Source organism: Spiroplasma chinense, assembly GCF_008086545.1.
GTDB classification, from domain to species: domain Bacteria; phylum Bacillota_I; class Bacilli_A; order Mycoplasmatales; family Mycoplasmataceae; genus Spiroplasma_A; species Spiroplasma_A chinense.
Map to the genome: position 1 here is coordinate 675,159 of NZ_CP043026.1, position 21,814 is coordinate 696,972.

The window sequence follows — 21,814 nt, forward strand, 5'->3', positions numbered from 1 at the left end:
GCTGATTGGGGAATAATTTATGAGAAATAGTAATATAGAAATTACCAGGTTTATTTGTATTTTTTTAATAATATTTTCACATCAGTTTTCAGCTCAAATGCCTTATGATAAAATTTTACTTAGAGAAATTATGGCCCCAATGATTAGTGTGCCAATTTACATTTTCATGTTGATTAGTGGATATTTTAAGTCAACATCTAAAAATTATAATTTTATGAAAATATTGTTTACTGTCTTTTTATGCTATATTTTAAACTGAATTCTAGCTCCTGGAATTATGTATTTGGTAAATGGACATTGAGAATTTACAAGTTTTATTTTAGGTGGAAGAGATTGATGGTATATGTGAGCATTTTTAGTAATACAATTATTTGTACCATTGTTAAATCTTTTATTAAATAAAATTAAAGTTCATTATTTGATACTTGTGTTAATAATTTCTTATATAATTTTGCTTACAAATAATGCTACAAAATATGGTCAAAACTTTACAATTGATAACATAGCTATATTTATAATTCTTTACTTAGTTGGGGGAGTTTTAAAACTATATTGTGATTTTAGTAAAATAAAGTGAAGATACATTTTTTTATCATTAATTTTAGTAAGTTATTCTTTAAACTTGGTTTTTAGAGCTACATTAAAATTATTTTTTTGACATTCTGTAAATGATTTATCATTGGCAATATTTGCTATTATGGTTTTTTGTTTTATAATTTCATTTAAACCTACAAAAAATAAAGTCTTTGATTTTTTAGGTACATTAACTTTATTTATATATCTATTTCATTATTTATTTGAAAATTTAAATAATCATTTTATAGGTCCTTTAATAGGGGAGTTAAATGTTAATTTAAGATACTTAATTCTTTCAATTAATACTATGATTTTTACTTTCATTTATGCATTAATTATATTTAAACCAGTATTAATTGTTTCGCAAAAAATAGCTAATCAAAAAGTGTTTAAGAATTTATTTATTGAAAAACAAATATTTAATTAAATAAAAATCTCAAGTTAACCTTGAGATTTTTTCTGTTTCATTTGACTGTAAACATTATTTAAAACTAGTTTTTGTGGTGCTCTTTTAGATAAACTTACAAGTAATTTATTTTTTAAACCAACTAAAATATAGTTTTTATTTTTTGTTTTTAAAGCTTTATTTAAACTTTTCTTACAAAACTTATCTGTATCTGATGTTTTGATAGATTCTTTTTTGTTGTTTTCTTTGAAATTACTATTCTTTCAAAAGTCTGTTTTAATTGGTCCTGGACAAATGGTAACAACTCTAACTTTAGATTTAGTTTTTTTAAGTTCTGTATTAATTGCCTGTCCAAGACTTAAAACATAAGCTTTTGAAGCAAAGTATGAAGAAAAATTTGGTCCTGGCATAAATGAAGCAATTGATCCAATATTAATGATTCTTCCATATCCTTGTTGTATAAACTTTTCTACAAATAACTTTGTAAAAATATGTAAAGTTTTGATGTTTAAATCAATCATATTCAATTCACGTTCTAAATTAGTGTCTTTAAAAGGCCCTCAAACCCCAAAACCTGCATTGTTTATAAGTAATGCTATATCTAATGTTTTAACACTCTCAAATACCTTATAAACGCTATTATAATCACTTAAATCAGCTTCAATTTCTTTTATATCAGAATTTGGATATTGTTCTTTTAAAGTATTTATTGAAGAAAGATCTCTTGCTATACAAATTAAATTAAAACCTTTTTGTAAAAGTAATTTACAATATCCAAATCCAATTCCTTTACTTGCACCAGTTACAAGTGCATACTTTTCTTTGTGTAAATTCATGTTCATAAAATATCCTCCAAATTGATATAATTCTATTTTAAAGTAAAAAAACAAAGATAAAGACCAAATTTATTACTTATTCATTGGCTAGATATTTATAAAAATTTATACTTTTAATGTTAATTTAAACACTTATATTTGTTAATAAACACTTAAAAGTTAATTTTTTAACAAAAAACTATTGATTTTTTTTTTTTTTTATGAGAACATTATTTTGCTTAGGAGGCAAATAAAAATGAAAAAATTATTAAGTTTATTAGCAGCTACTGGATTAGTTGCAACAACTAGTGCTACTGTTGTAGCATGTGGTGACAAACCAGCAGCTGAAAATGATGCTAAAGAATTAACAATCGCAAAAGATGCTACTGAAGTAAAAGTTTCAGTAACAGTTAAAGAATTTGTTGAAACTTCACAATTCTCATTAGTTTCAGATAAAGCTGAAGCTTCAATATTAGAAGTTAAAGGATTTGAAGTTAAAGCTGATGCTTTAACAGGAGAAATCGTAATTTCTGTAAAAGCTGACGCAAAAAGAGAAGCTGATGTAACTGAAGCTATCACTGTTAAATATGGTGAAGAAGAAGTTGTTAAAGTAAGTGTTACTATCGCTGCTTTAGAAAAAGAAGATGGTAATGGTGGAGACAACGGAAACACTGATGGTGGAGACAACGGAAACACTGATGGTGGAGACAACGGAAACACTGATGGTGGAGACAACGGAAACACTGATGGTGGAGACAACGGAAACACTGATGGTGGAGACAACGGAAACACTGATGGTGGAGACAACGGAAACACTGATGGTGAAAATAACGGAAACACTGATGGTGGAAATGAATAATTAATTTAATTATATTGAATAATTAATATTGATAAAATTTATAACCAACTAAAATAAAAAAACAAAACATTGATTAGTCACCAATGTAAAGCAATGATCTAAAATCTTTGCTTTTTTTTGCCTATAATATAAAATTTATCCTATAAATGTTGGTATTTCATTTAGTTGTATGATTTGCCAAAATTTTAAAAATATTATAGAATAATATTATAGAAATTTATCAGGAGAAGAACTTATGAATTTAAATGATAGTGTAAAAGATTTAATTGGTAACTTTTTTAAAATGGATAGTAATTTAGAGTTTTTTGCTCCAGGTTACATAAGCTCAATTAAAGTTACAGAAGACAATATTCCTTGGTTGGGTTTAAAAAACCTAAATAGAGCATTATATTTAGCAACAACTTTTAATTTTTATTTCTTTGAAACAATGATAGCAGATATATCATTTTCTATGGATGTAAGTGGTAAAGAACCTATTATTCTTGAAGCAAGAGACAATTTTACAAGATTAATCGAACTTGAAAAATTAGGTTTCTTACAAGCTAGAGTAGGGGTATTGCCAGCACCTCAAATGTTAATTTTAAAAGAAATATATAAATTCATGACAAAAAGTTATGATAAATTTAATAAGTTTTTTGAAAATGATCCTAACATTGCTAAACTAGCAGCTCATGAAGGACCATTATCTGCGCCTTTATTTTTGGAAAATCAAGAAGTTTACCAATATTATGATAAGGGAGCAAAAATGATCTTTGCAATTGGAAAATAAATAAAATAAAAATCTACTCGATGAGTAGATTTTTTTTGTATAAATATTTAGTTTAATATAATTGTTATAATAGCTTTTCCGTTAATTCATGAGTCTTCAAGGCCTCAAAAATTAATAGAAATTTTTTGATTTGGTTTTAATTCTTTTGTAGCAATAACCTCATCATAATCGCATTTATAATGAACGTTTTCAACTATTTCTTTTCAACGATCATGTTCGGGTATTCCAAATGATTCACCTACAATGCTGTTAAATACACCGATCATAACACCTTTGATATAGCTTCATTCAGCATTTGGATCGTTTGTGTTTTGATTAACTTGAAAGTGAAAATTAGTATTAGAATCAAATTTATTTTGAATAGTGGTTAGATTATTATTTTTAGACTCTTCTGAAATTTCATCTTCTCCACCAGTATTTGGTGTATCTTCTCCACCAGTATTTGGTGTATCTTCTATATAAAATCAAGAAACTTCAACAAAACCTTCAACTTTAATGAAGAAATCTTCATTAGGTATTAGTTTTACCTTACCTTCATTAACTCTACTATCAACTTCACCATCTATTTTTATTTGTTGAGAACTTACTATTTTTAGATTTTTAATAGCTTGCATTAGTCCTTCATTACTTTTTTTGTAAATTTGTATATTTAATTTATCACCACTAAATAAGTTATTTAAATCTGTTCCAGCTGGTGCAAAAACTTCCACATCTCCTGGATCACATGAAATAACGTTTGTTACTGTAGGTACTACAAATGAAGCACCTCCAATAATAGCCAATAATTTTTTCATACAAACACCTCCATTTTTTAAGGTAATTTAAAATTTGAACTATTTGTTAATTAATACGCCTCTTTTTAATCATATTGCCGTATAGTTAAAAAGAAACAATAACATTTTTAAATGTTACTAAATATATTCTATATCTAAAATTTAACTGTTGCAAGTGCAACAATTAAAAAATAAAGTAAAAAACGTTGAAAAAATCAGCTTAAAAAGCTGATTTAAAATAATTTGAACTAATTTAATGTAATGGTAATGATAGCTTCACCGTTTAATCAAGAACCATCCAAACTTCAAAAGTTTATATAAATTTTTTGACCTGGTATCAATTCTTTTGTTGCTACTACTTCGTCATAATTACATTCATAGTGTTCATACTCTTTAATTTTTTCGTAACGTTCGCTTTCTGGTATTCCAAATGATTCTCCAACTATTTCGTTGAATACTCCAATTACAGTACCTCTAATATATTTTCAACCTGCCACAGGGTCTGTAGAAACAGAGTTAACATTGAAATTAAAACCTGCATTTGAATCAAATTTGTTTTGAATTGAATGCAAATTGTTGTCTGAATTTTCACCACCAGGATTGGGTTCTGGTAATTGTCCATTGTGATAAATTCAAGTTATTTCTACTTGACCTTCTACTTTAATAAAAAAATCTTCATTAGGTAATAATTTAACTTTGCCAGTATCTAAATCTGATTTTATTTCACCCTCAATGATATATTGTTGGTGATTTATAATATTCAATTTCTTGATAGCATCAATTAGACCTTGAATATTTTTTTGGTTTATCTGAACAGTTGCTTTTTCTTCATTAAATAAAGATTCTAATTTTGACCCAGCTTCTGCATATATTTCAGTTTCACCTGGATCACATGAAACAACATTCGATGCACAAGATGCACCAACTGTTGTACTTGCCATAATTGCCAACAACTTTTTCATAAAAACACCTCCTCATTTTTTTAAATAAGTATAAAATAAGTGTTTGTTGATAAAAGTTAATATTTCTGTTTTTTAGAAACAGTTTTGATAGTCTTAAGTAATTAACTATTTTATGCCTGCTAGCTAATTCTCAAAACGATAACATCCATACTTGAATATTACTAAATCTATTGTATAAAAAATTTTCAATTGTTGCAAATGAAACAATATTTTTTTCTACTCTAAAACTCCATAAATAGGGGGTTTTAGAAAAAGTTTAAACTTTTGTTGCAATTGCAACAAATTTGACAAATAGGGTATAAAAAAACCATATAATTGATCAAAATTATATGGTTAATGATTAATTTAAAATAATTGTAACTTGTGTTTTACCACTAAATCAAGAATCTTTTAGAGTTCAAATATTGATTATAGCTTTATTGCCAGGTTTAAATTCTATATTTTTGACAACTTCATCGAAATCGAAATCATATTCAAAACCTTCTCTTATTAAGTTTTGTCTATCACCAGGTGCAATTCCAAATGCTTCCCCAACAAGTGTATTAAATACCCCCTTAACAGTACCTTTAGCCATTTCTCAAGATGTATCTGGTGATGTTTGATAGTTAAATGTTCAATCCTTAAGTTCGCTGATTGTACTTAAACTATTATCTTTATCATCTGGTAAATTAGGTATTGAACCATCATCATAGATTCAATTAATTGTAACTTCTTTTATAACTTGGTATCCAGGGAAAGTTCTTGGAATAATGTGAGCTGTTCCAAAGTTTTGACTAAAATCAATTTCGTTGTCATTTTTATCTCCAGCCACTTCAAATTGTAATGAACTGATAAATTTAAGAGAAGTAATTTCTTTTACAATTCCTTCAACTGATTTGTTTTTTATAGTAATTGTTTCATAATCGGCAAATAAAACCATTAGATCAGATTGGTCTGGTGCTAAAACACCTAAATCATCTGAATCACAAGAAACTACGTTAATAATGGTAGGGGTTGTAATTGAAATTCCCCCAATAAATGCAAGTAATTTTTTCATTAAAATACCTCCAGTATCACTTGTTCGCAACATTCCTTATGCATTAAGGCAAAATCACTGTAATAATACATAAAAACATATGTGTTTGAAATATTATTTATATTTTAATATTTTTGATTCACAAAAGCAAATTAACACACATTTTTTTTGCCTAAATACCTTTTTAAATAGGGGTAATTTAAAGGAAAAAAAATAATAAATTTTTTTTCATAAAAAAAACTCTAATGAGTAGAGTTTTTTATATAATTTCAACTTCAATTATAGCTTGACCTTTAATTCAAGAACCTTCAAGTCCTCAGTGTCTAACTAATAAAGTTTGTTCTTCTAATTTTTTGTCTTTTATAACTTCTTTTCAATCATTTGTATATGTTAAATCTTTTCTAACACTATCATAATCGTTTTCATCTATTCCAAAAGCCTTTTTAGTTACAGTGCTGAATGTTGCTTCAACTTGAGCACCAATTAAGTATCAAGTGTATTCTTCTATTGAAGTAATTCCAGCTGGTGCATCTTTAAAGCCTTCTTCAGCACTTTTCATTTGACTTTTTAAATCAATTTTAAATCCAGCACTTGTATTTAATTCTTTTTCAATGTTATTTAATGAATTTTCTTCATCTGGTTTTGGAGTTTCTGATCCATTTTCTTCATTTGGATTTGATGAATCTTTATAAATTCACTCTATTTCAGTTTCACCAATTACTGGCAGAAAGTAATCTTTGTTACCGGTGATTTTTACAACTCCTTTATCAGAAGTAAAATCAATATTATCTTCTAAAAGAAATTGGTCTGCACTCATTACCTTTAAATCTACAATAGATTTGATAAGTGTTTCTTTATTTTTTTGATTAATAATAACTTGTTTATAATTTGTTAGTAATTCGCTAATGTCAGAATTTGCTGGTGCAAAAACTGTAGCTTCCCCAGGATCACAAGATACAACACTAATAGCCGTTGGCGTTGTAACTGAAATCCCTCCAATAAATGCAAGTAATTTTTTCATAACATGCACCCCCAATTAATATTTTTTTTGTTATTTTAGTCCCCCTTAAGGGGGGGTGATTAAACCCATTTAACTGTAATTTCTGCGGAATTTTTAATTCAAGAATCTTTTGTTCCTGAAACTACAATTGTTAAATCTTCTAAATCTGGTGGAACAGAACCTGTAAAGTCGCTATATTCGAACTTAACATCTTTTGTTATTTCTTCATAATTTGTTGTGTAATCAACATTACGTCTAATAAAGTCTCCTAAACTTGCTTCTTGTCCAACATCAATATTTAAAATTAATCCTAAAGTACCAACAAATGTACTTGCAACGTTTCCTTCAATTATATTTCAAGCAATTTCATCAATAGTTTTGTCTGGATTGTTTTTTTGATCTGCTTTTGCAGAAGAAAGTGTTGATTTATATTGAACACTAATTGGTCTGACATTTAATTGATCTTGAAGGTTTTCTAAATCAATTTCTTCTTCTTTAAAATCTGAAGAAACTGTTCATGTAACATCAACTTGACCAATAAATTTACTTCCAGCAACAGCTGAAATATGTGCTCCTGTTTTAGAAATATTTGAAATTGTTACATCTTTTAAAGATAATGCACCAATTGTTTCAACATTTTCTTTTTTAACTAATTCTCAAACATAAACTGGAATAAATTGTAACTCTTTAATATTTTCTCCCAAGTTTCTATTAACAATAAGTTCTGGAATTGATGTTTTTCCATTGTCTACTGCAAATGATATTTTGATTGAATTTTTAACTTTTGTAGAGTTAGCTATAATTACAGCTGAATTTACAGTTTTATCAATAACTTTTACGTCAGCTGTTTTAATTCCAGCAGTTCCTAATTCTCAATTTTTATTAAAGAATTCATTTAAAATAGAAATGTCGCTATCACTTGTTAACGCTCCAAGTGCAATTCCTTTTAAACTAGATAGGTCAAATGCATCAGGGTCTGGAGTTTCAGTTTCTTTTAAACTATATTTAACTGAAACATTTCCAGTATATTTAGTTGAGTTTGAAATTGATTTAATAGTTGCACCAGTATCACTAATGTTTGCAACTTCAATTTGACTAGTATCTAAATCACTATTTAAACTTTTTACTTTTGAAATAATTGTGCTTGAAGAGTTATTTTCAAGTTCACCTAAAGTAGTTGATTTAATGATTGTTGATAATTCAACTAATTTATCTCCAGGTTCTGGTTCTGGTTGAGTTTCTTTTATTGTAAAAGTAACGTTTACTGAACCTTTGTATTTTGCAGAATTTAATTTTGGAGTAACTTTTGCTCCAGTATTTGTTATGTTTGTAATTTGAATCTCTGATTTATCTAAACTACTATTTAAAGCAGCTATTTTTGAAATAATTGTAGATTCGTCATTTTTATCTAATTCACCAAGTGAATTTGAGGTAATAACTGTTGCAAGATCTATTCTTGTGTCTGGAACCCCAGCTTTTGAGTATTGAATATTTTGCTTACCATAGTAATAATTAGAATCTTTTATTGAGTTTACTACAGCACCGTTATTTCCAATTTTAGAAATTGTAAAATCACTTTCTTTTAGATTTGAGTTTTTAGCTAAAAGTACTTCTTTAATATTTTGTTCGTTAATTTCTTTAATTTCTCCCAAATCACTTTGAGGTATATAGTTTCCAATTGGTTCTATGTAGTATCATTTAACTACAACAGAACCTGAAATCATATCTTTAAAGTCTTCGTTTGGGGTTAAAGTTATTTCTCCATTTGATAGGGTAGGGTCAAAGCCACCAATATCAACTTGGATATTCATAAGTTTTTGAGTATCGTCAATAGCTTGTCTTAAATCATTTTCTGTACGATTTTTGATTCTAAGAACACCATCAACTAAAATTTTATCTAAAGGTCCTTCCCCAAGGACCCCTATGTTACCTACACAAGATACTGTTGTTGCCGCAACAGATGCAAATAAACTTGAACTTAATATAAATGATAGGAGTTTTTTCATAAAAATACACCTCTTTTCGTGAATATATTAGTATAATTTTATATATATAAATGCAAATTTACAACACTAACACTAATAAAGTGTAGTATTTAAGATAATAGATATGGGGACTTTTAATGAAAAGACAAGAAGTTTTAAATAATTTTAAATGAAATGTATCAGATATTTACACTGATGAAAAATCATTTAAAAAAGATTTAAAGGCAGTAATAGAGGGTAATTTAGCTTTGCTAAAGTACAAAGGTAAGTTAAATGACTTTGAAGTTTTCAAAGATTTTTTCATTGAAAACGAAAAAATCAATGAAATTGAAGAGAAAATTGGTCATTATTTTAAAATTTTAGAAGTTGAACAAAATAATAAATTAGCACAAAGACTAGAATCAATTTATCAACAAGAATTGTCAGAACTTGATGGTAAGTTCACATGAATAAATGAAGAAATAAAGCATTTCGACCAAGAAAAATTCTTAAATTTTATAAAAAATGACAATACTTTAAAAAGTTATTTACAAGGTTATAAAGAATTTTTCAAAAATCTAAAATATTTATTACCTTATGATGAAAGAGAACTATTATCACTTACAAGTTCTTCAAGTTGTGCAATGAGTGAAATGTATAATACTTTATTAGTAAAAGATAATATTGCAAAAGAAGTAGAAATACTTGGTCAAAATTATAAATTAGATAATACAACTTATAGTCAAATAATGTCTAAAACAGATCCAATTAAAGATCAGTTTTTAAGAGCTCAATTTGCAAAACTATATAGAGAAAGAATTAAAGAAAATAAATATACTTTTACAAAGATTTATGATGCTTTAATTCGTGAAAATATAGAATACTCAAATATGATTGGAATGGACAACTACTTTGATTATTACTTTGATGATGAGGATTTTTATAAAACTGAACTTGAAGTTTTAACTCAAGCAGTTAAAGAAAATCAACATCTATTTAAAAGATATTTAAAGTTATATAAAACTCACTTTAACTTTAAAGAAAAATTTTATAACACTGACACTTCTCTTAGATTTGCAAAAGAGAAAAATGAAACTTATAGTGTTGAACAAGCAAAAGAAATTATAAGAGAATCTTTAAAGGTATTAGGACCAGAATATCTTGAAAAATTAGAAAATAGTTGAAGTGATTATAAAGTTGATTATTATGAAGATGAAAACAAAAGTGAAGGGGCATTTACTATAAATTCTTATAACTTTGATACATTAGTATCAATGAATTGAACTGATGATATGGAATCAGTTTACACTTTAACTCATGAAATAGGCCATGCAGTTCACTTTGATTTTGCAAGACAGTATCAACCAAAACCACTTCATTCATTTGGAAATATCATAGCTGAAGTTGCTTCAACTTTAAATGAGCACTTATTAAGTGATCATTTATTAAAAAATGAAGATATTGATGGACAAATAAATATCTTACAAAATAAGATAGACTTTTTAGTTTTAAATATATTTAGTTCAGTAAGGTTTACTAAGTTTGAAATGCTTTGTCATCAATTAATCCAAGAGGGCAAAAGCGTAACACAAGAAACTTTAAAAGAAGTATTTGAGCAAGTAAAATATGGAATTGATTTTATGGACGAATTTGAAAAAGATGTAGAACTATATTCTTGAATAGATATTTCACATCTTTTTGAACAACCATTTTACTTGCATAAATATGCAGTTTCAGTTTCTGTTGCTTTTAAAATCTATACAGATTTTAAAGAAAAACAAGATCCAAACATTATCTTAGATTACTTAAAAATGGGTGGTAGTTTAGAACCTATGAAATTATTTGAAAAAGTAGGGTTTGATTGTAAATCAATTGATTCTTACAAACCAATAATGTCTTTAATTGAAGAAAGCATAGATAAATTAGAAGAATTATTAAATAAAAAAACTAGTGTTTAATAAACACTAGTTGAAAACGTAGAACAAATAGTAAACATTCCTGCAATGAAACTATATAATTCTACAGTTATAGAACTTAAATCGATGAACATTGTTTCATCGATTTTTTTTCTTTTTGCTAAAGCTTTTCAATATCTCATCATACTTGAAACTATTAAATCCATTGAAATGATTGTAGTTTCTGGTCTTATGATATTGTCAAAACATAATTTAACATAATCATCACCAGGTAATTGGGCTAAAATGTCTTTTTTGTATAACTCTAAATAATTGATAACTTCATCATTTACGATGTTTACAAATAATTTATTTTTTTCACCAATATCTTGTTTGTTTATTTCATTTAAATAAACACAAATTAGTTCAATAGCTTTGATTTCACCTAAAGTTTTACTATAAGTTTGAACAAATTTGAAGAACTTTCTGTAAATTCTTGGACTTTCTTTAATAAATTTGTATTTTTGATTAAAGAAATTTGAATAATTATTGATATCTTGGAATAAAGTAGGATATTCTTCATAATTTGTTGTAAATCTTAGAGGAAAATTTATTGGATCCTTTTGAAACTTTCTTAATCATAAAGTTAGCTTTTTTAAATCTTTTTCAAGTTCTTTACTTCAAAAAGGAGTGATATTTTTCAAGTTCTTTATATCGTTTTCTGTAATTTTATATGCTTTAAATCTATTTAACATGTTATTTCAACTTCCTTAAATTAAATGTCTTTTATTATTATATATTATTAATAGTTATAGAGGTGAAAAACAAATGTTAGGTAAATATGATTTTCCAAAAAAACACATAGAAGGTGTTTTACATTATTTTGAATCCTTAATTTCACCAGTATTTGTTTGAATAGATTTAGTTATTCAAAGACTTGAAAAAATAAAAGTTGACACGTCTGGTTTTGAAGAAATAAAAAATGATCTAATAAACATGGAGTTTTTAGACCAGTTTCAAGAAGTTAGAGATAAGTTTTTCCCAATATATGAAGAAACTCTATTAAAACTTTTAAAACTTGAAAGAGAAAATTTCAAGTATGATAAAAGTTTTTTACAACCAAGAATTATCGCTATAAAAGAAGTATTTTTAACAACAGACAATATAATGAGGTTTTGTTATGATTTTATCTCTCAAAAAGATTGAATACCAACACTTCAAATTGTTAAAGAAAAAATGATTGAAAGATTAATAACTTATTCTAATGCAATTCTTGAATATAACACCATAAATGATGTAATGCTTACACCTCAACAAAGAGAAATATTGATAAATTTAAAAACTCAAAAAGAAATAATAGAGTGAGAACTTGGTATTGATTTAATAATAGGTATTTATGATGATAAGTATTCAAATGTTGAAGAAATAGAAAACTCTTTTGAAAGTGGAAATGATAACTATTGAAGAATTATGAACAAATTAATTCAAATGCAAACTTTATGTGAAATAGCCAACAATATTGAGTTTAACTTCAAAGAAAATAACATTATCTTTGAAGAAATGAAATTAGTTGATGAACTTGCAAATAAAATAGACAAAATTAATATTACAGACACACTTACTTTAAAAGAACCGCTTGAAGAGATAAAAATTGACCAAGAAGTTGATTTAACAGTTGAAACTGAACCAGAAATCAAAGTAGAGGAAGAAAAACTTGATGAAACAAAAGAAGTTATTGAAACTGAAGTTAATGTAATTGAACAAGAAATAGAAGAAAAACCTGTGATTGTAAAAAAACCAACCTCAAAACTAAAAGTCTTTAATGAAGATGGTTATGATTTAGCATTATTAGATGGTGAAATAGAAAAAAACAATACAGAAACTGATGATAACTTAGATATTTCTTTAAACATGGAATATGAAAATGACTTAGATCTTGATAAAGAAGAAAAACAAGAAGAAGAAATCAAAATTTTAAATGAGATTAATGACAAGGAATCAACAAAAAAGAGTTAAAATAAAAATGTTGAGTTTTTTTAAATATAAAAGGAGAAATAATATGTCAAAAACAGTTGAATATTTAAAAACAAGAAGGTCACCTAAAAAATATGTTGAATCTTATAAATTAAGTGATCAAGAAAAAGAAGTTATTTTAGAAGCTTCAAGATGAGCACCTTCATCAGTTGGTCTTGAACCTTATAGAATCCTATTTATTGAAAATAAAGAAATTAGAGAAGAAATGAAAGAATTTTGTTGAAATCAACCAGGTACTGCAACTTCAAGTGCAATGCAAATTTGAATTGGTTACAAAGAAGAAATTATGAAAAACAAAATTATTCCTTCTCAAAACGAAAGAAATGTACCTGAAGGTTTTGAAAAAGCAAGAGAATATAGAGTATTGGCTTATGAAAATGTAAAAAGTGGATTTGAAATTGATAATGACCAATTTTGTGCAAGACAAGCGTACATTTCATTGGGATGTGCATTAGTTGCAGCAGAAGAAATTGGAATTGATTTTTGTCCAATTGAAGGTATGTTACCAAGAAAAATTGAAAAAATATTAGAAAAACATAACTTAATAGATTTAGAAAATGAATTTATCTGTGTGGCAGCTTTTATGGGAAAAGTTGACAAAGAATCAAGAAATTATCATGCATTTGATAAATTAAGACGTGAAAAAAATGAAGTTTACAAAATTGTAGAATAACTTTTAATAAGCCAATTAACATTTAATGTGTGCTAATTGGCTTATTTTTTCTTTATAAATATTATAATTATAAAAATGCAAAGACATTTTTAAATATCGAAACGGGGAAATTTGATATGAGAAAATTACTTACCATTCTATCAATTGCAACATTTTCAACACCAATGGTTGGAGTTGTTGTGACTGTGAGCCTGGACACCTGTTGTTATTGCTCCTAAAGACTAAAATATAGGTAAATATTAAAAGATATTGAAAAAGTAACAGTTAAAGAAAAAACACATGAATCTCTTGTTAAAGAAATAGTAAATTTAAAAGTGATGCATAAAGATCGATTTAAATTTGAAAGTGAAGTTAATTTTCAAAAGGATTTTGGAGTTGTTAAAATTATTCCAAATACAGAACATTTTGCACCAATTAAAGGAAGTTATGATCTTGATTGAGTTTATCTAAATCAAGATGTTTCAGAAGGTGAAAGACCCGATAAAGACACAATTTCAGGTAAATTTGAAATTGTAATTAACAAGTATTTTGCAAATAAACAAGTAAAAGAAGAAGATGTTTTATATACAGAATACTTAGCAGTAGAAGAAGTTAGAGATGAAGGAAATAAATTCATGCAAAATGCTACAGGAAATGAAATACCAGAATCTTTAAATACTTTGGCAATTGTAAAAAGAGAAGTTATTGCAGATGATGATAACAATACATTAGATACTTTAAGATATACTTACAGAGAATCTAAATATGCAAATGAAGCTCAAAACAAATTTGAGTGAGGAAATGACATTGTTTTTACTGTAAATTTCTATTTAATTAAAAAATAAATGGTTTTAAAATCATTTTATTTGAACAAAATAACTCACATTTTATGTTGTATTTAATAAAAAAAATATATATAATTTTTTTTAGGATTGTTAGTAAACAATTCCAATATCGAAGAAAAAAATATCAATCAAAAAATACTATGGAGGATAATTAGTATATGAAAAAATTATTAAGTTTATTAGCAGCTACTGGATTAGTTGCAACAACTAGTGCTACAGTTGTAGCATGTGGTGACAAACCAGCAGCTGGTGAAGACAATGGACCAGTTGATACAACTACTTTAACTGGAAAATTTACAGCATTAGTAAATGAAAAAATCAAAGATAAAAAAATCAAAGCTGTTGATGCTAAAACAACAGTTGATGAAGTTATTGCTGAATTTTCAACAAGCAATGAAGGTGCTGTAATAGCAGAAGGAACTGATCCAACTGCTGAAGGACAAATCAAAATTTCATTTGAAATTAAAGGAACAGAAGGAAAATCTGTTGAAAATGATGCAACAGTAACTTTCACATTAACTGAATCAAAAGTTAAAGAAGCTACAACATTTGCTGAAGGTGATGAAAATGAAACACCAGGAACTGATGGAGAAGATACAACACCTGCTTTTGAATGAGCAGAATCTACTGCATTAGAAGTTACATTTATTTCAATTAGAGAAACTCTTGAAGTTTCTGGGACTGAATTTGAAGCAAGTTTAACTTCAATTATAGACAATAAAGGTTTGCCAGAAATTAGTATTTTAACTGAAGGAGTTACATTAGCTGTATCAGGTGAAGTGTCATTAATTTCAATAAATGGCAAAACTCCAACAGAAGTAGAAGAAGGTTATATTAAATTATCAGTTTTATCTGATGGAAAAACTTTAGATTTCAACGGTGGAGATGCTAGAGCTGAAGCAGGAGTTTATGTTTGAGAAATTAACCACGGTGATTTTGCAACATTAACAATTACTTTAACAGTTGTTGATGATTCAAAAGGTGAATAATATAATTTTATAAAAAAAATACTGCAACCCACACGCTGGGTTGCTTTTATTTTGTGCCATTTTTTGGTATAATAAGTGAAATGTTTAAAAAGGAGAACCAAATATGTACGTTAAAAAAATAGTTGCAAAAAACTTCATCATTCCTGGAAAACAAAAATTTGTTTTTGATGATGATCAAAATCTAATTAGTGGAGATTTCTATAACATTAAAGAACTTCCATTAATTAATGAAATTCTAAATGGTAAATGACAAGAACATACAAATAGTTTTGAACTATTTTATCCAAAATTTGCAAGAAAAACTGAAGATATGGATCTTCAAATTGACACACTTATAGAGATAAGTGAAGAAGAGTTAGAAGCTTTAAATGTATTTTCTCTAAAGCTTTATGGTATTCCTCAAACTTCTCGTGCATGATATTATTCAATTAAATGTGTTTATCCTTTTATTTTTCCAGTTGTTTCTTTAGTACCAGCTGAAAACCCAAAAGATAGAACTTTTGGAGTAGGGAGTCACTATGATAAATTCATAAAAGCAAATTCTTCAAAAAGAGAATTATTAACAGTTGCTGGTATGAATGCTGTAGGTCTTTTAAGAGAAAAATACTTTGAATACAGAAAAATGGCTGTAAGAACTGATGAAGTTTTATTACATAAAAGATATTTAGATGTTATTAAATCTACTTTTAGATATGATGAACAATTCATTAAAAGAATTGGTCAAGCATTATATGCAATGGATGATGGAGATATTATTAGTTTTGGAGACCAAGCTGATTTCTTCTTTAGAAATAAATTATTCATTGATTTCATTAATGCAATTCCATTAATGAGAGAAAATCCAAAAATTAAATACGATTTCCAAGATATGATATATGAATGTTATTTAAGAGACTTACAATGAGTTTATTCTGTAAAAACTTCAAATGATATTTTAGAAATAAGAAAAATCATCCACAATGCTTGTGGAGAAAAACCTATTTCTTTAAGAGAATTCCAATCAATGTTTAAATTTAACTTAAGTTATGATAAAAAACTTGATATTTCAAAAATGCAAAAAGAATGAATTGATGATCCAAACAATCAAATTCTTCAAAAAGAAAAAGTTGAACCACTAAACATGTTTGAAAAAGAAATTTCAAATGTTAATTTAGAAGATTACGACAATAACGAAGAAATTGAAAACTTAAACATTATCAAGTCTTCAATTAAAGAAGAAAAAATGAAAGTTAAATTAGAACAAGCAGAAAAAATTGCTCAAGCAAAAAGAGAAATTGAATTTGCAAAACAAAAAGAAAAACGATTAAAACTTGAAGAAAAAGAAAAAATCAAAGAAAAAGAATTAAAACTAAAAGAAAAAGAAGCAAAAATTAAAGCAAAAGCTGCTAAAGAAAAGAAATTATTCAACGAACAAATGAAGAAAAAAGAAAAACTTCAAAAAGCTAAAAAAGTTGAAGCTAAAAAACAATTAGATCAAAAATCAAATGCTAAACCAGCAGCCGAAAAAAAACAAAAAGAAAAAAAATAATTTATTAAAAGTCCTAATTGGACTTTTTTCTTTTTTGCTATATAAAAAGGTAGCAAAATTCTTTATAATTATATTGAGGTAAAAAAATATGGATAAATTAAACGAAAACAATGAAACTTTAGATATTCTTGATAGAAGTGAATTGTATAAGGCAAATAGAAATAATAAAATTTCTGATACTGATGCTCAAAAATTTGTTGACAAAATTTTTGAGAATTATTTTTTAGACAATGACAATATTAATTTCTTACAAATGAATGGTTTTAATTTTTTTGTATTTAATGACAATGAATTATGTTTTTGTTTAAGCGCAAAAAAATATTCTGAATGTTGTAAAGCAAACTTAAAAAAAGAAGTTAATGAAAATTATATTCCTTATGAAAGTTCTTTGACAAATAAAAAAACTTATTTAAGTTATATGGAATATTCAAATGCTTTATTTGAAAAACATTACAAAGTTCTTTCTAAATTAGAAGCTTGTAATTGACCAGAATGTAAAAGTTCAAGTGTAGAAAATAAATTATATAATATTGATTTTTCTAAAAAGAATTTTTTAACAACTAATACTATAAATCCAATGGATAACAATTATAAAATGGGAGAAGTGTTTTTCAAACCTGCTACAAATAAAAATTTCAAATTCTTTGGTTTATGTAAAGAACATAATGAAATGATAGATTCAATTGTTATTTCAAAAACTTCATCAGATGATGAATTATTAAAACTTCATTTTAAACCAATTTTGTATAAAGCATTTTTATTAAAAGTTCAATTAGAAATGTTAAAAGAAGAATTTAGAAATAATTTTAATTCTATTAAAGAAGAAGGATTTAAATCACTTTTTATTTACAGATTAAGAAAAGTTTCTAATCAAACTTCATCATTATTAAACTTATTAAATGATTACAAAAAAAATGTTTTAAAAAATGAAAGTTATGAAATCATTAGAATGTTGTTACCTTCATCAGAAACAATTAAAGTATATGATCTAATTTATCCACAAATTTGTCCTGATGACTTTAGATTAGTAAATTCAGTTAATAATGTTTTTGTACAAGAAAACGCAGCAACTTTGATTGTTGTAAATGATAAATCAAATTCATACATTTCGTTTGTTTATGACACAAAAAACAAAGCATTAAATGAGTTTTTCAAACAATACTTAAAAATAATAAAAAATAAAGCTAAATCAGAAGCTGCATTTGTATCAAACTGTTCGTTGTTATTTGCAGACAACGTGTTATTTAATGAAGATTTCTTCAAAAAAATAACAGATGAAGATAAAGCATTATTTTCTGCTTTAAATAAATTTAGATATGAAAACCCTAACATGGGTCAAGAATATTTAAAAATGAAATTCTTTGCAGGCTTTAATAAAGGAAACAATTTCTTCTAGAAATTGTTTTTTAAGGGCGAAGTAAAACTTAGGGAGATAAATATGACAAAAAATAGATATTTTGATATGGTTAATGGAGAAAAGTTATTAAGAAAAATGCTTAATTACATTTTTACAGACTATAAAGGAATGATTGGGATCGACGGACCAAAGTCTTCTGGTAAAAGTTCAATAGTAGAAGAACTATCTTTAAGATTATCAGAAGAGGGGTTTGTGTTAATTAACTTTAACCTTGAACACTTTGTTCAAAGTGAAAACATGTTACTAGATTTTATTGGTATTTTGACAAAAGAAATTAGTAATGTTGTTGGGAAAAAGTATATAAATCGTTTCTTAAAAGAAAGAAAGATTAAAAAAATAATTAAGAAAAACTTAGAAAATCAAAGAAGAGCTGCTAAGTTTAAAAAACAAAAAAAATTAAAAGAAGAGTTATTAGATAAAAACTTAATGATAATTTCAGGAATTTTAAAAGATCTAAATGCAATTATTGTAGAATTTGGAATCAGAATGTTATTAACTTTTGATAACTTAACAAATCTTGAATTACACAGTATCTTTAAAGCGCAATCTTTATTTGAAATTATTGCAGTAGAGTTAAGAAATGTTGTTGTAGTAACAACAATTGACAGTCAATATTTAACTGCAAATGACATTAAAGATATTGAAATTAGAAAAGTATTTGGAGTTTTGTATGACATTAGAAAAGAATTTGATTCATACAATCACCATGTACCACAAGTAAAAGAGTGAATTAAACAAAACAAAATTTATGATATTTCATTAATTAGAAGTATTGATTTTGAGCTTGATTTAATTGAAAAATTATTAAGACGTTCTTATGATTTTCACTTAAATGAAAATGATAAAGAAAGATATTTTGATGAATTATGCTTTATGTTTTGAATCTTAAAATATATGAAAATGCATGATAATGAATCATTTGTTAGAACGGTCTCTTATATGGAACAATATGCAGATATTAAGAGGGGGAAAAGAATTTATGATATAAATGATTTTCCAAACCTATCTTTAATTGCAAATGCATTAAAAAGAGAAGGATATACTTTTGGAACTAAAAACATGGTTTATGAAATATTGAAATTATTAGAGGTTCCTTTAAAAAATGAAATACCTGTATTTATTGTTTTTGCAAACAAAAAGTATTTCAATATAGTAAATGAACTATTGATGTTTTACATCTTTAGTTCAGGTTTAATTGGTATTGATTCAATCTATGATGAAAGAAAAAGTCTAACATTTATGTTAGACCAAAATAATATAAATCCTTATATTAATAAAGGATTTGCCTTATTAAAACCAAGAACTCTTGAGGAATTACAAAATTCAAGAAATAAATCTATTTTTGATAATGAATTATTTTCAATAATTCAAACATTCTTTGATTTACTATAAAAAAACCACCAATATATAAATATATTGGTGGTTTTTATTTACTCATTATTCATCTCCGTCAACAGAGTGAGATCAATCAATATCGTTATCCGCTTGTTTTTCAGCATCATAGCAAGAATCGCAAACTATAACAGGAATTTCATCCTCAATTAATTCATCATAAATATATAATCTTTTAGGATCAAGACTATTTACATCTTTACCACAATTGTTTAATTGACATTTTTCCATGTTTTTTAGCTCCTCTTTATTATTTTATAACATTTGATACTAGAAATTACTTGTTTTTAAAATTACATAGTCAACTTTTTTGATATCTTTAAGTTTATTACCTCCAGAATAAGATATTGAAGATTGTAGATCTTCTTGCATTTCTTTATAAGTTTCTGAAAGTTTTCCTCTAACTTTTATAATTTCTTTTTTACCTTCAACGTAACGTTTTTCACCTTTATTGTATTCGCTGGCACTACCATAATATTCTTTATACATAACACCATCAACTTCAACGTTTTTTCCAGGTGATTCTTCGTGAGCTGCAAATAAACTTCCTATCATACACATTCTTGCTCCAAATCTAATTGATTTGGCAATGTCACCATTAACTCTGATTCCTCCATCAGCAATTATAGGTTTTTTAGCAGCTTTACTACATCATTTAACAGCTCCAAGCTGTCATCCACCAGTTCCAAAACCTGTTTTAAGTTTAGTTATACAAACTTTTCCAGGTCCTACACCAACTTTTGTAGCATCAGCACCTCAAGATTCAAGATCTCTTACAGCATGAGGAGTTCCTACATTTCCTGCAATTATAAAAGTTTTATCTGACATATGTTTTCTTATGTGCTCAATCATTTCTTTTACACTAAATGAGTGACCGTGAGCAATATCGATTGTTATATATTCAGGAATAACATTTTCCTTAGCCATTTTCTCTATTAATTGATAGTCTTCTTGTTTTACGCCAACAGAAATTGATGCAATTAAGTTTTGTTCTTGCATTTTCTTTGTAAATGCAAAACTATCAACATTAAATCTGTGCATTACATAAAATTGGTTTTCTTTTGCAAGTCTTTCACATAATTCTTCATTTATAACTGATGCCATGTTTGCAGGCATTACAGGCATTGCAAAAGTGTGATTTCCTAATTTAACTGAAGTGTCACACTCACTTCTTGACTTTACCACACATAAGTTTGGTACTAATTGTATATCATCGTAATCAAATGCGTACATATTTATATTCTCCTTTAATATTTTTATATCATAATTTTAAAAAATAAAAAAATGAGTAAAACTCATTTTAAAAACATTGAGCAGCGTTAACCACTACATCTTCAATTGATTTTGCAGCTTCAATTGGTGTTTGACCACTTAATGGAGCAACTTTAGTACCAGCTAATAAAATTGGTTCTTTTACATCAGCTCCAACAAATTCAAAAGTTCCTTTTAAAAAGGCGCTGTGGTCACCAAAAGGATATCATCCTTTAGGAGCACCTTGAGTTGTGATAATTTGAACTTTCAAATTATCTAATAACCCAATTGCATCTCCTTTTTTAGAATATTTATAACTAAAAGTTTGATCCGCTAATAAAACGTGATCTAAGTAATTTTTAATTAATCCTGAAACTGCAAAATTATTCATAGGACTTGAAATAATTACTTTATCTACACTTTTAAGTTGTTTAATATACTCTAAAGAATCTTTTTCATTGAAAAATGTAGAAAAATTATCTCTTGTTAGAGTTTTTTGCGCCATAGGCTCATTGTTTAAATCTAAATGTATTATTTCGTCATTTGGATTAAGTTTTGTATAGTGTTCTAAAAATAAATTTACAACACCGATTGAGTATGATTTTTCTGGAGCAGTTACTGTTCCAGAAATTACTAAAACTTTATTTGACATATCTTTTTCCTCCAACATTA

21 protein-coding genes are annotated in these 21,814 nt (G+C 26.4%); 11 read left to right on the forward strand and 10 right to left on the reverse strand.

Annotated elements, in window-relative coordinates; genetic code table 4:
* Positions 1-19: 19 nt before the first annotated feature.
* Entirely contained in the window at positions 20-1,003 is a 984-nt protein-coding gene (locus tag SCHIN_RS03075; RefSeq protein WP_166508175.1) for an acyltransferase family protein, read from the forward strand.
* Positions 1,004-1,017: 14 nt separating this feature from the next.
* Here the strand turns inward: SCHIN_RS03075 and SCHIN_RS03080 are convergent, their stop codons facing one another.
* The gene (locus SCHIN_RS03080; RefSeq protein WP_166508176.1) at positions 1,018-1,824 is read right to left on the reverse strand and encodes an SDR family NAD(P)-dependent oxidoreductase; all 807 of its coding nucleotides are present in this window, start codon (positions 1,822-1,824) and stop codon (positions 1,018-1,020) included.
* Between the two features lie 229 nt (positions 1,825-2,053).
* On the opposite strand from SCHIN_RS03080, the gene SCHIN_RS03085 reads away from it, so the two are divergent.
* A complete protein-coding gene (locus SCHIN_RS03085; protein ID WP_166508177.1) occupies positions 2,054-2,656 on the forward strand; it encodes a lipoprotein in 603 nt (200 codons plus the stop codon).
* Positions 2,657-2,891: 235 nt separating this feature from the next.
* Positions 2,892-3,425 carry a hypothetical protein gene (locus SCHIN_RS03090; protein ID WP_166508178.1) on the forward strand — a complete coding sequence of 178 codons (534 nt, stop codon included), beginning with the start codon at positions 2,892-2,894 and terminating at the stop codon, positions 3,423-3,425.
* 47 nt (positions 3,426-3,472) lie between these two features.
* Here the strand turns inward: SCHIN_RS03090 and SCHIN_RS03095 are convergent, their stop codons facing one another.
* From SCHIN_RS03095 to SCHIN_RS03115, 5 genes are all read right to left on the reverse strand, one after another.
* Positions 3,473-4,219 carry a lipoprotein gene (locus SCHIN_RS03095; protein ID WP_166508179.1) on the reverse strand — a complete coding sequence of 249 codons (747 nt, stop codon included), beginning with the start codon at positions 4,217-4,219 and terminating at the stop codon, positions 3,473-3,475.
* 227 nt (positions 4,220-4,446) lie between these two features.
* On the reverse strand, positions 4,447-5,160 hold the full coding sequence (locus SCHIN_RS03100; protein ID WP_166508180.1) for a hypothetical protein: 714 nt from the start codon (positions 5,158-5,160) through the stop codon (positions 4,447-4,449).
* A 340-nt stretch (positions 5,161-5,500) separates the two neighbouring features.
* The gene (locus SCHIN_RS03105) at positions 5,501-6,196 is read right to left on the reverse strand and encodes a lipoprotein (RefSeq protein WP_166508181.1); all 696 of its coding nucleotides are present in this window, start codon (positions 6,194-6,196) and stop codon (positions 5,501-5,503) included.
* 238 nt (positions 6,197-6,434) lie between these two features.
* Positions 6,435-7,196 (reverse strand): lipoprotein, encoded by a 762-nt coding sequence (locus SCHIN_RS03110; RefSeq protein WP_166508182.1) that lies wholly within the window; start codon positions 7,194-7,196, stop codon positions 6,435-6,437.
* 59 nt (positions 7,197-7,255) lie between these two features.
* Entirely contained in the window at positions 7,256-9,181 is a 1,926-nt protein-coding gene (locus SCHIN_RS03115) for a hypothetical protein (protein ID WP_166508183.1), read from the reverse strand.
* Positions 9,182-9,297: 116 nt separating this feature from the next.
* On the opposite strand from SCHIN_RS03115, the gene SCHIN_RS03120 reads away from it, so the two are divergent.
* The gene (locus SCHIN_RS03120) at positions 9,298-11,097 is read left to right on the forward strand and encodes a M3 family metallopeptidase (protein ID WP_166508184.1); all 1,800 of its coding nucleotides are present in this window, start codon (positions 9,298-9,300) and stop codon (positions 11,095-11,097) included.
* Here the strand turns inward: SCHIN_RS03120 and SCHIN_RS03125 are convergent.
* The gene (locus SCHIN_RS03125; protein WP_166508185.1) at positions 11,094-11,789 is read right to left on the reverse strand and encodes a hypothetical protein; all 696 of its coding nucleotides are present in this window, start codon (positions 11,787-11,789) and stop codon (positions 11,094-11,096) included. The two genes, SCHIN_RS03120 and SCHIN_RS03125, sit on opposite strands and share 4 nt — an antisense overlap.
* 73 nt (positions 11,790-11,862) lie before the next feature.
* On the opposite strand from SCHIN_RS03125, the gene SCHIN_RS03130 reads away from it, so the two are divergent.
* The 7 genes from SCHIN_RS03130 (at position 11,863) to SCHIN_RS03160 (ending at position 19,891) form a co-directional block, all read left to right on the forward strand.
* Complete coding sequence (locus SCHIN_RS03130) at positions 11,863-13,050, forward strand: hypothetical protein (RefSeq protein ID WP_166508186.1); 1,188 nt, start codon at positions 11,863-11,865, stop codon at positions 13,048-13,050.
* A 43-nt stretch (positions 13,051-13,093) separates the two neighbouring features.
* The gene (locus SCHIN_RS03135) at positions 13,094-13,741 is read left to right on the forward strand and encodes a nitroreductase family protein (RefSeq protein WP_166508187.1); all 648 of its coding nucleotides are present in this window, start codon (positions 13,094-13,096) and stop codon (positions 13,739-13,741) included.
* Positions 13,742-14,058: 317 nt separating this feature from the next.
* Positions 14,059-14,565 carry a hypothetical protein gene (locus tag SCHIN_RS03140; protein ID WP_166508188.1) on the forward strand — a complete coding sequence of 169 codons (507 nt, stop codon included), beginning with the start codon at positions 14,059-14,061 and terminating at the stop codon, positions 14,563-14,565.
* Positions 14,566-14,723: 158 nt separating this feature from the next.
* Positions 14,724-15,554 (forward strand): lipoprotein, encoded by an 831-nt coding sequence (locus SCHIN_RS03145; protein WP_166508189.1) that lies wholly within the window; start codon positions 14,724-14,726, stop codon positions 15,552-15,554.
* Between the two features lie 103 nt (positions 15,555-15,657).
* Positions 15,658-17,082, forward strand: coding sequence for a hypothetical protein (locus tag SCHIN_RS03150; RefSeq protein WP_166508190.1), 1,425 nt, complete (start codon positions 15,658-15,660; stop codon positions 17,080-17,082).
* Positions 17,083-17,170: 88 nt separating this feature from the next.
* Positions 17,171-18,478, forward strand: coding sequence for an SEC-C metal-binding domain-containing protein (locus SCHIN_RS03155; protein ID WP_166508191.1), 1,308 nt, complete (start codon positions 17,171-17,173; stop codon positions 18,476-18,478).
* 42 nt (positions 18,479-18,520) lie between these two features.
* Positions 18,521-19,891 (forward strand): hypothetical protein, encoded by a 1,371-nt coding sequence (locus SCHIN_RS03160; protein WP_166508192.1) that lies wholly within the window; start codon positions 18,521-18,523, stop codon positions 19,889-19,891.
* Between the two features lie 45 nt (positions 19,892-19,936).
* Here SCHIN_RS03160 and SCHIN_RS03165 read toward each other — a convergent pair whose 3' ends face one another.
* From SCHIN_RS03165 to SCHIN_RS03175, 3 genes are all read right to left on the reverse strand, one after another.
* A complete protein-coding gene (locus tag SCHIN_RS03165) occupies positions 19,937-20,122 on the reverse strand; it encodes a hypothetical protein (protein ID WP_166508193.1) in 186 nt (61 codons plus the stop codon).
* Positions 20,123-20,161: 39 nt separating this feature from the next.
* Positions 20,162-21,124 carry a GMP reductase gene (locus tag SCHIN_RS03170; RefSeq protein ID WP_166508194.1) on the reverse strand — a complete coding sequence of 321 codons (963 nt, stop codon included), beginning with the start codon at positions 21,122-21,124 and terminating at the stop codon, positions 20,162-20,164.
* Positions 21,125-21,191: 67 nt separating this feature from the next.
* On the reverse strand, positions 21,192-21,794 hold the full coding sequence (locus tag SCHIN_RS03175; RefSeq protein ID WP_166508195.1) for an FMN-dependent NADH-azoreductase: 603 nt from the start codon (positions 21,792-21,794) through the stop codon (positions 21,192-21,194).
* Positions 21,795-21,814 lie beyond the last annotated feature (20 nt).